The organism is Oricola indica, from assembly GCF_019966595.1.
GTDB lineage: Bacteria > Pseudomonadota > Alphaproteobacteria > Rhizobiales > Rhizobiaceae > Oricola > Oricola indica.
Genome location: NZ_JAINFJ010000002.1, coordinates 108817 through 121340 on the forward strand (window position 1 = coordinate 108817; position 12524 = coordinate 121340).

Sequence of the window (12524 nt, forward strand, 5' to 3'; positions counted from 1 at the left end):
GGAGCCGATGACATGAGAACGACCGGCGCGAAGATTGCTCTCCTTTTCTGGCTGCTGCTTTCCGGCATCGCCGGGGCATTGGCCGACGGGCTCGATCCGAACGCGCCGATCGATCCGAAGCTGCTCGAGGGCGCGGAAGCCGGCGATGCAGCCTCGCTGTACAATCTCGGCTGGATTCATCTCAACCGGGAGAACAACACGGAGAACTCGGTCGCCGCGCAGGACTATTTCGAGCGGACGCTGGATGCCTATCAAGGCGCGACCGGCGACGACCTCAAATGGAAAGCCGAGACCTTTGCCAATCTGGCCTATATCCACCTGAACCGCGGCAGCGACGAAGACCTCAATACCTCCATCGACTACTTTAACAAGGCGCTCGACACCTATGCCCTGACCGAAGGCGAGGATTTCGGCAGCTATCGCAGCTCGCTCTACAATCTCGGCTGGATTTATCTGAAGAAGGGCGGCGCTGAAAATCTCACGCTTTCGCGGACCTATCTTCAGCGCGCGATCGACGCCTATGCGGATGCGACCGGCGATGACCTGAAATGGAAAGCCGCGCTCTACCGCATGCTGTCCGACGCCGACCAGGCCGCGTCGCGCTACAGCGAATCCCTCGACGCGCTCGACAACGCCATCACGATCTACGGGGAGATCGGCGAAGACGGGGCCGAGTTGTCGCACGCGCTCGAAAGCTGGGGCATGGCGCTGCAGGGCCTGTCGAAATACGAGGAGGCCATCACCTATTTCGAGAAGTCCCGCGCCATCCGCACGGAAATCTTTGGCGACATCAGCACCGAAGTCGCCGACACCTATCTCGACGAAGGCATCTCTCTGGAGGGGGCGGGCAAGTATCGCGAGTCGCTCGACACCTACACCGAAGCCCTGCTGCGCTATTCCAAGGTGCTCGGCAACGACGCGATGCAGGTGGGCTGGGTGACGAACAATATCGGCTGGGTGCATCGCCGCCTCGAGGAATACGAAGTCTCCAAGCGCTGGTTCCTGAAGGCGCATCCGATCATCGCCCGCCACGAGGGCCGCTATTCGCGCAATATCGGCAAGGTCAACATCAATATCGGGATCATCGAACACTATCTCGGCAACGAGGATTCGGCGATCCGCTGGACCATGAAGGCGATGCCCTTCATCAAGGCCAACAACGAGATCACGCTGGACGAGCAGCGCTGGGCGTATGACACGCTGGCGCGTGCCTTCCGCGCAAAGGGCGACACGGAGCGCGCCATCGCCTTTGCCAAGCTTGCCGTTAACGCCCAGCAGTCGATCCGCTCCGCGAACAAGTCGCTGAGCGAAGACGAGAGCAAGGAACTCAAGGACGAGTGGCGCTGGCTATACCAGCATCTCGCGGACATGCTGATCGAACAGGGCCGCTTCGTCGAGGCCCAGGCCGTTCTCAACATGGAAAAGGAGCAGGAGGTCTTCGAATTCCTGCGCCGCGACAGCGCGGCCGATCTTCGGGAGACGAAGGCGCTGCTCAACGACACCGAGCTCGGCGAGGAAGAAAAGATCGTGGCGCTTGCCGCCTTCCCGCTTGCGGCCGCGCAGGAGCTCGACCGGCTCGTCGCCAAGCTCGACAGCGGCGAAGCCACGGCAGAAGACGAGGATCGCATTTTCCTACTGCAGGAAAGCGTCCAGGTCGCCGCCGACGATTTCGAGGCGCAGGTGGACGCGTTTCTGGAAAGCGCCACCGGTCCGAAACAGGAAGTCTACAAGGCGCAGTTGAGCGCGGTCGGCTCCTACCAGGACCTCCTCACCTCTTTCGAGGAAAAGACAGCCATTCTCCAGATCGCCGCCATCGACCAGGCGACGCACATCTTCCTGACGCTTCCCGAACTGACGCTGCATGAAGAGTCGAACATCTCGAAAGCCGAGCTCTCGCGGATGACCTTCGACGCGCTGGTCGCGATCGAGGCGCGCGGCAGCGATGCCAACACGAAACTCGGCGCGCTCTACGACGTTCTCGTCCGGCCGGTCGCCAAGTCCCTTGCCGATGCCGGCGTCAAGGTCGTCATGCTCAATCTCGACGGCTTCCTGCGCTACGTGCCCTTCGCGGCGCTGTATGACGGCCAGCGCTATTTCATCGAGGACTACGCGGTCGCGCTCTACACGTCCTCCGTGCCGACCCGTTTCGAGCGCGGCGGTCGCGAGGCGCAGAAGAGCGCCGGGTTCGGCGTCACGGCGGCGCATCCGGGCTTCTCGCCACTGCCCGGCGTGCGGCGCGAGATCGAGACGATCTTTGCGGGCGACGACGCCTCCGGCGTGCTGCAGGGTCCCGCCGGACTGGACGAGGATTTCTCGGAACGCAGCCTGCGGCGCACTCTTCTGTCGCGGCCGTCGATCCTCCACATCGCCAGCCACTTCAACCTGATTCCCGGACGCGAGGACGATTCCTTCCTGCTTCTCGGCGACGGTTCGCACCTTCCCCTGTCGGATATCCGCTCCAAGCGGGCGCTGTCCTTCAAGGGTATCGATCTCGTCACGCTGTCGGCCTGCCAGACGGCGCGCGGCGGTGGCGACGGTTCGGAAATCGAGGGTTTCGGCGCGACGGCGCAGTTGAACGGCGCGTCCTCGGTCATGGCATCGCTCTGGCCGGTCGCCGACGAGGCGACCGCGCGCCTGATGGGCGATTTCTACGAGGGCATGGTGCGTGACGGCCTGTCGAAGGCGGACGCCCTGCGCGCGGCCCAGATCCGCATGATGTCCGGCGAGATGAGCGTCGCGTCGGCGGAAAGCGGCGAACGCGCCGCACAATCGAGACAGAAGAAGACGCAGGCGGCCCAGACGGGATTTTCCCATCCCTATTTCTGGTCGCCATTCGTCCTGATGGGAAACTGGCTATGATGCATGTTGCAATCACCCGCCGGAAAGCCCCCGTACCAATCAAGGCACAACCAACTATTGCAAACCCGAAAGGATCGAAAATGACATCACGTCTTACAAAGATTGCGAGCATCGCCGCCATGGCAGTGATGCTGCCAGCCATGGCAACGGCCGAACCGACCTGGCAGAAAGAAGAAGGCTCGCCCGAGATGCCGTTCAATTTCGCCGGAAGCGCGGAAAAGGCCGCATTGCTTGAAGGCAGCACGGACGGCGAGAAATCGCGCGTTCTCAACGGCAAGATCGCCGAGGATGGCGCCTGGCCATGGCAGGTCGCGCTGATGCGCGTGGATGTCGAGAACGATCTCCTTTCGCAGTTCTGCGGCGGCTCGATGATCCAGAACAACTGGGTCCTGACGGCGGCACACTGCGTGGTCGAGGAGAAGTCCGACGGCTACTACCTGATCAATCCGGCGAACACCCGGATCATGGTTGGCACCAACCGCATTTCCAACGAAGGCGATTTCGTCGAGGTCGAGCAGATCATCGTTCACGAAGGCTACAATCCCAACAGCTTCGACAACGACATCGCGCTGATCAAGCTGGCCCGCCAGCCCAACGCCAAGTTCGCCACGATCACCATTCCGACCGAGGAATATGCCGACATTCTCGAAAAGCCCGACACCACGACGATCGTCACGGGTTGGGGCCGCACCGAGGCCGGCACCCCGTCGCGTGAACTGCGCGAGGGCAAGATCGAGATCATCGACCGCGGTATCTGCAACCAGGTGCTGCTGAGCGGCCCGATCAAGGCGGCTGCCGGTTACTTCCAGCAGACGGTCACGGCGCTCGATATCCCGGGTAACACGGCCAACGAGCTGTGGAGCCAGGTTCTCGACAACGTGCCGGTGCCGATGACCGAGAACATGATCTGCTCGGGCACGCCCGAGGGACCGCGCGGTGCGTGCGACGGCGACAGCGGCGGTCCGCTCGTCGTTCCGGTCGGCGATGGCAAGTACATCCAGGCGGGCATTGTCTCCTGGGGTCTCGCGTCAGCCGACGGTGTGGGCTGCAACCGCGACGCCAAGTTTTCCGCCTATACGCGCACCGGCAACTACGCCGACTGGGTGCTGGGCAAGCTCGGCTACAAGTAATGGGACGGGCGATAGCCTGAAGAGGCGGGCGGCGGATTTATCCGCCGCCCGTTTTGCATGGGCAGGCACAGGGTCAGAGACGCCGCTTGCCCTTGGCCGATATGCCCTGGATGGACGTCAGATAGGTCAGGAAGGTCGGGCTTATCGACAGCGCCTTGCGGCCCGCCGCGATCGTCAGATCGACCTGCTCGCGCGGCAGTTTGAGCCGTGTCGGAACCTCGTTCAGCTTTGCTTCCATATCCGCGCCAAGCTGGTCGAAGCGCAGTTCGGTGACATAGAGCTTGAGGCTGCGGCAGTTCCAGGTTTTCGGATCGCCGCCGAACTTCTTCACTTCCGCCTTGGACAGGGAGCAGCGATAGGCGATCAGGTCGTCGTGCCAACGCGCCATCGCGGCGCGAAACGCGTCGAAGCCCTCGCGCGTCGCCGACGCCATGGCGGTATCGGCGATGGCCGACACCAGATCGAGCCCTCCGGGCCCCGCCACCTCGTTCGCCCAGTCGCCGTCCAGTTCGCGACCGGCATTCGCGACGACGAACAACATGCGTTCGAGAGCGACCGCCTCGCGTTCCGTAAATGGTGCGTGACGGCTTTGCGCGCGCCCTCGTGCGATGGAGATGCCGGTCAGGCCGAAATTGTCCGTCACCGCGCCGTCGAGCAGCTTCACGTAACGCATCTTTTCCGGGTCGCGATAGTTGCGCAGCGCGCGCGCATAGGCGCGGAGCGACGCCGAAGCCTCGGTGTTGTGCGCGGCGGTGGTCAGCCAGCCCGGCTGTTCGTAGCTGCAGCGCGGTCCGTAGGCTTCCAGCACGATCGGGCTGAACACGATCGGCACAGCCGCCGACGCCGCGACCGCTTCTGCGACCGGCAGCTTGTTGAGGTCGCTGCACAGTGCCCGGAACGTCTCGGGCTCGAAGGTGAAGGGCGTGCGATTGTAGATGTCGGACGCGTTGATCCAGGTCGTCGTCTTCTTGTTGCGGTAGAGATCGGCGAAGGTCGCGCCCTTGAACAGGTTCTCGTCCAGCCAGCGTCCGAAGCCCTGCCGGCTGTTCACACCGCCGCTTGCCGCACGCAGGAGGTTGATCGGATCCACCTTCGATGTGCGCAGATACTCCTCGCCGTTTCGCACGAGGAAATTGCTCTTGAAATCGCCGAAGGCGCGTTCGCCCTTCAGGCCGAAATAGGCCGCCGTCACCGACCCGCCGGACACGCCGGACAGGAAGTCGATCTCATCATAGACCGTCGTCCCTTCCTTGCCGGGAAAGGGCGTCGCGCGCATCTGTTCGAGGATACCGTAGGCGAAGGCGGCGGCGCGGGTGCCACCGCCGGAGAAGGACAGCGCGACAAAATCGGTTTCGGGTTTTGCACCCTCTTCCTGAGACGTCAGGCCCGGATCGAATTCGGGCTGTATCTCGGTGAAGGAATTGAGCGTGTCGTTGACCGACACGCAACCGGCGAGCGCGGTCGCCATCATCAGGCCAGCGGCCCTGCGCAGAATTGTCGATCGAATTCGCGGCATCGCCGTTCCCAGTCTCCTGCAGCCCTCCTTATCTTACCTGAAGACAATCGGCTGCCAACCACTTGTACCCTCTGCCCTTTTAACGCCGAATTCTGACGGATTATTGGTGCCGTGAAACCCGGGCTGGAGATTTCGCTCATGAACACCGCAAAACGCCTTTTGGCCGCGATTTCGGCGTCCGCGCTTGTCGCCGCCGCGACCGTCCCGTCGGTTGGACAATCTGCACCCGACGACCCGCAGGCCGACGCGCTCGCGCTGATCCTCATGTCGCGGCAACTGCATGACCGCGCAATCGAAACCTCCGACCCCGTGCTCATGCTCTCCGCCGCGCGGCTGCGCAAGGATTCCGGCATGAAGCGTGGCGAAATCGGAACGCCGGATGCTCCCGACGAAGACATTCCGGAAGAGGATGTTTTCGGCTGGGAAGGCTGGCTGGATGAAGCCGTTCGCATCTCGGGCGGAAGCACGATCATCGCGGGTCTCGCCGACGACATCAGGACATCGAAGTCAAAGGGTCTGAAGGATGGCGGCATCTACACGGAGCGCCGCATCCCCGCGCGCGGCAAGAAGAGCCATCGCGCGCTGAACTTCATCGGCGGGGAGTTCGCCCTGGTCTATTCCGAGGGTATGGGCGACGCCGACATCGACATGTTCGTCTATGACGCGCGGGGCGCTCTCGTCTGCTCGCAGACCGACACGAGCAATCTCAACCAGTGCGGCTGGACGCCTGGCGTGACCGGGCCATTCGACGTGACGCTCGAAAACAAGAGCGATTTCGGCGACACCTACGCCCTGTCCACGAACTGAGCGTCTACCGGCAACCCGCGCGGTACCAGATCTGCGTCGGGATCGCGACGGGGTCTGCCGACCCGTTCGTCCCGTACCACAACGCACTGCCGAGGCCGGGCATGAAGACCGCGTCCGGCGCCGGCTCGCCGGAAGCCGGCATATCGTGCTCGGAGGGCACGAGACGGTCTCCCCGACGCTGGAAGAAGAAGACGATCAGGCCATCCTCCGAGACGGATTCGTCGTCGGGGATGGCGTAGAAATTCCCGTATCCGTTGGATGCGGTGAGACGGAACCCGAAACGCTGCGGCACATCGCCGGCCGTGACCGCGATATCGAGATCGGAATAGGCCGTGGAATGTTTACGTCTTTCAAAGACGAGTTGGCCGCCTTTGGCGTCGGCCATTTCATAGACCGCGTCCTCAACCGCGCATTCCTGCGCGTATGCGGGCGCAGCGAAAAACAGCGCAAGCGGCAGGAGCGAGAAGAAGCTTTTTCCGGTGGTCATGGGCATACGAATGCAATTCTGTTTTAGCTCAGGTCGGTGACGATACGCCGATTGCGGACAATGGCGAAGCGGGAGATAGTGCCGGGCCATGACACGGCGCGTGAAACTGATGGCCGATTACGATTGCTGGCCCCTGTGGGGGATGGACGGCGATGATATCGGCAATCTCGACCCGGCCGGTCTCGGTCTTTCGTCCGGCCTTGTCGCCCGCCTCGTGCATTGGTCCGAAGCCTATGACGCGCGGCTGGACCGGACGGACCCGGCCCGCTCGCCGCAGACTTCGCCGGAGGACTCCAGCCGTTTCGAACGCGAGGGACTGGAACTCTGGCGGCTCGTTCGCGAGGAACTCGGATCCGGTTACGAGGTCCACTATTTCAGCGACCTCGAACAGCGCCTCATGAGCCCTGACAAGTCGGGCTGAGGCACCTCAGTAATCCAGCGACAATTGCGGATCGATCTCGCCGTCGTAGTCGGCGTCCGCCTCGAAATGTTCGAGGACGAAACCGCCGTCCCGAAATACCCAGCGCCCCTCGTCATAGGCGTCGCCAATTCCCCGCCAGTAGGCTCGTGCGGTGACGGTCTGCGATTCCTCATCGAATTTTGCATTGGTCAACGTCAGCGCGGACTCGTATCCGGTCACGGTGATGGCCTTGACCGGGGAGTCGTAGTCTTCGGTTTCGTTCTCGATCGAAATCGCCGGACGCGCGAAGGCTAATGGATCAAAATGTTCGTCCATGAACTTGATGAAGGCGGACTGGACATTGTAGGCGCCGGCGTCGCAGAAGAACTGGTAGATCGTGGCGGTTTCGGGCTCGTCGCCCGGCAACTCAAAGCTCGGCATCCACGAAACCTCGAAGCGTGCCGGCATTTCATCCGCGCCGCCGTCGAAGAGGAACAGGGTCTCGGAATAGGGCCGGCACCGATCCTTGAAGGCGCTGTCGAAATAGGCAACCGCTTCTTCGGTCGTCCCCTCCTGAGCGACGGCCACCTGCGTGGCAACCATCGAGCCGGCAATTCCGGCCAAGACCCCGAGGGTCAATCGAACCGCGTTCACCTGATCTCTTTTCGCTTTCGCCATTACCAGCCTCCAAATTGCCCTGAAATGACCTAACATCACGAAAAAACAGCCAAAATTAAGACTGTTTCCTTGTGCAATATTTCGTGAGGCCGGAGTTGTTTCCTGCCCGTCGAAACCAATTTCGAGAGGAGCCAGAATGAAAATCCTTCGCAACACAGCAATCGCGGCCGTCATGGCCGGCGCCATGATCCAGCCGGCATTTTCCGCCGACAATAACCTGGAACTGTCGGAGGGCGCGCAGCAGCAATTGCAATTGTCCGACAATCTGATCGCGCTCGGGCGCGAACGCAAGGACCCGATCCTGATCATCGCCGGTGCGCATCTGCGCAACACTCTGACCAACGATTCCATCGACGGTTCCGGCGACATTCCCTCCAAGAGCGATCTGCTGGCTGAAGCCAAGAGCTACGCCAATGGCCGAGCCGACCTGATCGGCATCGCCGAGGACGTCGATGCGGCAAGCTCGCGCGGCTGCTACAACTGGAATGGCGGAACGGGCGCGTTTTCCTGCCCGCCGGATTCGCAATTCGCGAACTGACATTCGGGCTTTCGATCGCCGCATGCGCCCATCACGGCGTATGCGGCGTTTGCATTTTCACACCCGTTTCTTTGCCCCGCCCGAGAGAATGCCGCTGACATCCTCGTCGCCCAGCGGTTTGAAGGCCCGCAGGTTGTGTTCCGCGTTTTCCAGATAGAGCATGCCGCATTGCGTGCACTGCCAGGCGCTGCGCGCCATGTCGCCGATCAGCCTGCGCATATGCATCGCGGATGCCTCGCGTTTTCTCGCATTCCCCTCCCTCTCGATCGCCTCGTCCAGTGCATCCCACATCTCGTTCCAGCGGCGGTCGGGAATGAAATGCGCCTTATGACCGAGACCGTCGGTCCCGTCATGGATGAGATGGCCACACTCGCACTGGATCTTCATCGTCCACTCCCCTTGAACCGTCGGCGGGACAATGCCCGGTTTCAACGGCTCAGGACAAGCGTGCCGTCGCGGAGCGCGTGCGCATCATCTTGGCGATAAAGGCGACGATGAAGAAGGCGGTCAGGATCAGGATGATCGTCGGCGCCGGCGCGCTGTCCAGCCAGAAGCTGGCATAGATGCCGCCGGTCATCGCCATGATCGTCACCGCCACCGCGACGGCGAGCATACGGCCGAAACTGCGCGTCATGAGAAAGGCGATGGAGCCCGGCGCGATCAGGAGACCGATGGCGAGGATAAGGCCGACGGCCTTGAGGGTCGCGACGATTGTCAGCGAGAGGATTGCCAGGAGCCCGTAGTGAAAGACCGCGACGGGCATTCCCGAAACCCGCGCCTGGGCGGGATCGAAGGAATGCAGCAGGAGGTCCTTCCATTTGACCAGGATCGCGACCGTCACGAAAAGCGAGATCAAGCCGGCCGTCAGCAGGTCGCCGGCCCCGACACCCAGCATGTTGCCGAAAAGGATGTGATCGAGATGCACGGTGGTGGAGATCTTTGTGTAGAGCACCATGCCGAAGCCGAACATGCCGGAGAACACGATGCCGAGCACCGTATCCTGCTTGATGCGGCTGTTCTGCTGCAGGAAACCTGCCCCCAATGCGCACACCATGCCGGCGACGAAAGCGCCGATGATCAACGGGATGTTGACGATATAGGCGATCACGATGCCGGGCAGCACCGCATGGCTGATCGCGTCGCCCATGAGCGCCCATCCCTTGAGCACCAAATAGCAGGACAACAGCGCCGTCGGCACCGCGACGATGAGCGCGATCCAGAAGGCGTTCTGCATGAAGGCGAACTGGAAGGGGGCGAGCAGCGTCTCGATCATGCGTCGCCCTCCAGCGCCTCGGCGGCGCGACGACGCGCCGCCAGCATGCCGTGCTTGGGTGCCAGGAAGAAGACCACGAGAAAGATGAGCGTCTGCAGGGTAATGATGACCCCGCCCGTCGCACCATCCAGGAAGTAGCTCAGATAGGCCCCGGTGAAGCTCGTCAGCGATCCGATCGCGACCGCAAGCACCAGCAGGCGCGGAAACCGGTCTGTCAGCAGATAGGCCGTCGCGCCCGGCGTCACGACCATGGCGATCACGAGGAAAGCGCCGACGGTCTGGAGCGCCGCGACGCAGGACGCCGAGAGCAGCGTGAAGAAGACCACCTTGAGCATGCCGGTGCGCAGTCCGATGGACCGCGCGTGGGTCTCGTCGAAGAAAGTGACCATCAGGTCCTTCCACTTGGCGAGCAATATGACCAGCGACACGATGCCGATGATCGCCAGTTGCAGCGTATCCTCCGGCGTGATCGCGAGAATGTTGCCGAGCGTGATGGTCTTGATGTCCACCGAGGTCGGTGAGACCGAAGCCAGGAACAGCCCGAGCCCGAAGAAGGAGGTAAATATCAGCCCGATGACGGCATCGACCTTCAAGCCGGAGCGTTCGTTGAGGAACAGCATGGAGCCGGCGGCAAGTCCGCCGGCAATGAAGGCACCGAGCGCGAAGGGAATGCCCAGCATGTATGCGCCCGCGACACCGGGAACGATCGAATGGCTGAGCGCGTCGCCGATCAGCGACCAGCCCTTGAGCATCAGATAGGCAGACAGGAACGCGCAGACGCCGCCGACCAGCGCGCTGACCCACATGGCATTCGTCATATATCCGTAGGAGAAGGGTTCGAGCAGCAGGTCCACGGCTCAGCCCTCCTCGCCGGACTGCGAATTCTCGTCCGGCCGATCGGGATTGGCGCGCTGGGTTTTCTCGTCATACATGACCAGCGGGCGTTCATCGTCGGTGAGGATCTTGATCTCGCGGCGATCGTCGTCGTCATGCAGGTCGCGCCCGCCGAGAACGAAATGACGCAGAACGCCGCCGAATGCCTCCTCCAGATTTTCGGCGGTGAAGGTCGTCGCGGTCGGACCATGGGCGAGAACCGTTCCCTTGATGAGCACCGTGCGATCACAGAACTCGGGCACCGATCCCAGATTGTGGGTGGAAACCAGCATGACCCTGCCCTCTTCGCGCAAGTCGCGCAGAAGCGCGACGATCGCCTCCTCAGTGGTGACATCGACGCCCGTAAAAGGCTCGTCGAGCAGAATGACGCGGCCATCCTGCGCGAGCGCACGGGCGAGAAAGACCCGTTTCTTCTGCCCGCCCGACAATTCGCCGATCTGGCGGTGCCGGTAATCCGACATCCCCACCCGCTCGAGCGCCTTGTCGACAGCCTCGCGATCTTTGGCCTTGGGAATGCGCAGGAAGCCCATGTGGCCGTAACGGCCCATCATCACGACATCCTCGACGAGGACCGGAAAGCTCCAGTCGACTTCCTCGGCCTGCGGCACATAGGCGACGATGTTCTGTCGCAGGGCCTCGGCGACGGTCATGCCCAGAATGCGAATCTCGCCTTTCGCCGTCGGCACGAAGCCCATGATGGCCTTGAACAGCGTTGACTTGCCCGAACCATTCACCCCGACAAGCGCCGAGATCGTGCCGGTCGGGATTTCGAAACTCGCATCGCGCAACGCCGTATGACCGTTGCGATAGGTGACCGTGATATCGTGAACGGACAGTCCGGAAGGGGATTGTTGCAACATGGGGCTCAGCGTTTCGGCGTGTGTGTTCGTATCATTGACTGCATGCACTTCCACAAACTTTCAGCGCAGCGCAGGTCTCATGGTTTCCCGCGAGGTTCCTCAGGCGAATTGATCCGTTCGTCGTCAATTGACCGTGGCCGCGAGACTGCGTGCGACGGTTTCCGACGTCACCCGGAGCAAATCGAGATAGGTCGGCACGGGGCCGTCGGAATCGGTCAGGGAGTCGACATAGAGCATTCCGCCGTATTTCGCGCCGGTCTCGCGCGCAACCTGCTTGGCCGGATCGTTGTTCACCGTGCTTTCGCAGAAGACGACCGGAATGTCGTTTTCCCTCACGCCGTCGATGACCTTGCGAACCTGTTGCGGCGTGCCTGTCTGGTCGGCGTTCATCGGCCAGAGATAGAGTTCGCGCAGTCCGAAGTCGCGGGCGAGATAGCTAAACGCCCCCTCGCAGGTGACAAGCCAGCGCTTTTCCTCGGGGACGGTGTCGATCATCGCCCTCAGAGGCTCGATCGCCGCCCGGATCTTCTGCTTGTAGGCTTCGGCATTCGCCTTGTAGGTCTCCGCGTTTTCCGGGTCATGCTCGACAAAGGCGTCGCGGATATTGTCGACATAGATCAGCGCGCTTTCGAGCGCCATCCAGGCATGCGGGTTGGGTTTGCCCTCATAAGACCCTTCCGCAATGCTGATCGGTTCGATGCCCTCGGTCAGCGTGACCGCCGGAATGTCGCGCAGATTGTTGAAGAACTGTTCGAACCAGAGTTCCAGGTTCATCCCGTTCCACATCACCAGATCTGCGCCCTGCGCGCGAACGAGATCGCGCGGCGTCGGATCGTAGCCGTGGATTTCGGCGCCCGGCTTGGTGATCGATTCCACCACGGCGGCATCGCCGGCCACATTGCGCGCCATGTCGGCAATGACGGTGAATGTCGTGACGGCCTTGAACTTGTCCGCCGAGAATGCGGCCCCGCCGGTCGCTGCCAAAATGGCCACACCGGCGATCAGAACTCGCATCGTCTTGAACATCGCGCACATATCTCCTGCCTAACTTTGAATGATTATGCGAAGCATTCGCAGAAAGT

Annotated in this window: 13 protein-coding genes; 5 read left to right on the forward strand and 8 right to left on the reverse strand. The window is 62.1% G+C overall.

Annotated elements, in window-relative coordinates; genetic code table 11:
• Positions 1-12: 12 nt before the first annotated feature.
• Together LC343_RS06040 and LC343_RS06045 are read left to right on the forward strand one after the other, a co-directional pair.
• The gene (locus LC343_RS06040; protein ID WP_223476215.1) at positions 13-2859 is read left to right on the forward strand and encodes a CHAT domain-containing protein; all 2847 of its coding nucleotides are present in this window, start codon (positions 13-15) and stop codon (positions 2857-2859) included.
• Positions 2860-2939: 80 nt separating this feature from the next.
• Entirely contained in the window at positions 2940-3989 is a 1050-nt protein-coding gene (locus LC343_RS06045) for a S1 family serine peptidase (RefSeq protein WP_223476216.1), read from the forward strand.
• Positions 3990-4062: 73 nt separating this feature from the next.
• On the opposite strand, the gene LC343_RS06050 is transcribed toward LC343_RS06045, so the two are convergent.
• Positions 4063-5505, reverse strand: coding sequence for a patatin-like phospholipase family protein (locus LC343_RS06050; protein WP_223476217.1), 1443 nt, complete (start codon positions 5503-5505; stop codon positions 4063-4065).
• Positions 5506-5643: 138 nt separating this feature from the next.
• Here LC343_RS06050 and LC343_RS06055 point away from each other — a divergent pair, with 138 nt between their 5' ends.
• Positions 5644-6312, forward strand: coding sequence for a hypothetical protein (locus tag LC343_RS06055; RefSeq protein WP_223476218.1), 669 nt, complete (start codon positions 5644-5646; stop codon positions 6310-6312).
• 4 nt (positions 6313-6316) lie between these two features.
• Here LC343_RS06055 and LC343_RS06060 read toward each other — a convergent pair whose 3' ends face one another.
• A complete protein-coding gene (locus LC343_RS06060; protein ID WP_223476219.1) occupies positions 6317-6799 on the reverse strand; it encodes a hypothetical protein in 483 nt (160 codons plus the stop codon).
• A gap of 88 nt (positions 6800-6887) precedes the next feature.
• On the opposite strand from LC343_RS06060, the gene LC343_RS06065 reads away from it, so the two are divergent.
• Positions 6888-7220, forward strand: coding sequence for a hypothetical protein (locus LC343_RS06065; RefSeq protein ID WP_223476220.1), 333 nt, complete (start codon positions 6888-6890; stop codon positions 7218-7220).
• A gap of 6 nt (positions 7221-7226) precedes the next feature.
• Here the strand turns inward: LC343_RS06065 and LC343_RS06070 are convergent, their stop codons facing one another.
• The gene (locus LC343_RS06070; protein WP_223476221.1) at positions 7227-8051 is read right to left on the reverse strand and encodes a DUF1176 domain-containing protein; all 825 of its coding nucleotides are present in this window, start codon (positions 8049-8051) and stop codon (positions 7227-7229) included.
• Between LC343_RS06070 and LC343_RS06075 the strand changes: the two genes are divergently transcribed.
• Positions 8014-8415 (forward strand): hypothetical protein, encoded by a 402-nt coding sequence (locus tag LC343_RS06075; RefSeq protein ID WP_223476222.1) that lies wholly within the window; start codon positions 8014-8016, stop codon positions 8413-8415. The genes LC343_RS06070 and LC343_RS06075 overlap by 38 nt on opposite strands.
• 57 nt (positions 8416-8472) lie before the next feature.
• On the opposite strand, the gene LC343_RS06080 is transcribed toward LC343_RS06075, so the two are convergent.
• The 5 genes from LC343_RS06080 to LC343_RS06100 all read right to left on the reverse strand — a co-directional run bounded on the left by LC343_RS06080 (position 8473) and on the right by LC343_RS06100 (position 12468).
• Positions 8473-8802: a hypothetical protein gene (locus LC343_RS06080; protein WP_223476223.1), complete on the reverse strand. Its 330-nt coding sequence runs from the start codon at positions 8800-8802 to the stop codon at positions 8473-8475.
• Between the two features lie 49 nt (positions 8803-8851).
• Positions 8852-9688 carry a metal ABC transporter permease gene (locus LC343_RS06085; RefSeq protein ID WP_223476224.1) on the reverse strand — a complete coding sequence of 279 codons (837 nt, stop codon included), beginning with the start codon at positions 9686-9688 and terminating at the stop codon, positions 8852-8854.
• Positions 9685-10506: a metal ABC transporter permease gene (locus tag LC343_RS06090; RefSeq protein WP_238484199.1), complete on the reverse strand. Its 822-nt coding sequence runs from the start codon at positions 10504-10506 to the stop codon at positions 9685-9687. The genes LC343_RS06085 and LC343_RS06090 overlap by 4 nt, the downstream gene beginning before the upstream one ends.
• Positions 10507-10545: 39 nt before the next feature.
• Positions 10546-11442, reverse strand: coding sequence for a manganese/iron ABC transporter ATP-binding protein (locus LC343_RS06095; RefSeq protein ID WP_223476226.1), 897 nt, complete (start codon positions 11440-11442; stop codon positions 10546-10548).
• 123 nt (positions 11443-11565) lie between these two features.
• Positions 11566-12468: a metal ABC transporter substrate-binding protein gene (locus tag LC343_RS06100; RefSeq protein WP_274384735.1), complete on the reverse strand. Its 903-nt coding sequence runs from the start codon at positions 12466-12468 to the stop codon at positions 11566-11568.
• Positions 12469-12524: the final 56 nt, after the last annotated feature.